The sequence below is a fragment of the Streptococcus sp. GMD1S genome, assembly GCF_000296875.1.
Classification (GTDB): Bacteria; Bacillota; Bacilli; order Lactobacillales; family Streptococcaceae; genus Streptococcus.
Genome location: NZ_AJQY01000255.1, coordinates 1 through 662 on the forward strand (window position 1 = coordinate 1; position 662 = coordinate 662).

General features: G+C 50.2%; 1 protein-coding gene. It reads right to left on the minus strand.

Features of this window, described 5'->3' with window-relative positions:
- Nucleotides 1-662: FtsK/SpoIIIE domain-containing protein (locus GMD1S_RS08630; protein ID WP_000307685.1), on the minus strand; the 662-nt coding region annotated here is incomplete at both ends.

Consider the following 662-nt stretch of genomic DNA (forward strand, 5'->3'; position numbering starts at 1 on the left):
TCTAGTGCGATTCGCTCTTTGAGCGGTGGCAACCATGGCTGTGGTACTGGAGGAATCTCTTGTTCTTCACACAAGAGCTGGATATGGTGCACTATCGCATCCAACTCTGTCGGAACTTCCTTGATCTCATCCACATCTTCTAAGCCCGATAGGTCTTCATTCAAGATCTCATATTGGCCCAATTCATTGATAAGGTAGATGGTGTGGTCCTCAATCCCCATATCGTCCTTGTCCGGCTGGTAATCTGCCCCTGACCAGGCTGACTGGAAGAGCTCATAGACTTCGTTATTCCCGACCTGTAGATAGGCACGTCCTGTCTGGGTAATCTCGGCCGCGTCCGGTGTATGAAGCATTTCATTGGAGTCCGAACGGTCTGCCACCTTAAGGGCGATCTTGAAGCGTGAGTTAGACCAGATCTGGTCATCCACCACACCAGATGGTTTCTGAGTAGCTAGGATCAAGTGGACCCCGAGGGAACGTCCGACACGCGCGATGGATACCAGCTCCTTGATAAAGTCTGGCTGGTTGACCTTGAGCTCTGCGAACTCATCTGAGATGAGAAAGAGGTGAGGGAGCGGTTCTGTCGCTTCTCCGTTTTTAAATTTCTTCTGGTATTGATTGATATGGTTGACTTCGAACTCTCCAAAGAGTCGTTCACGACG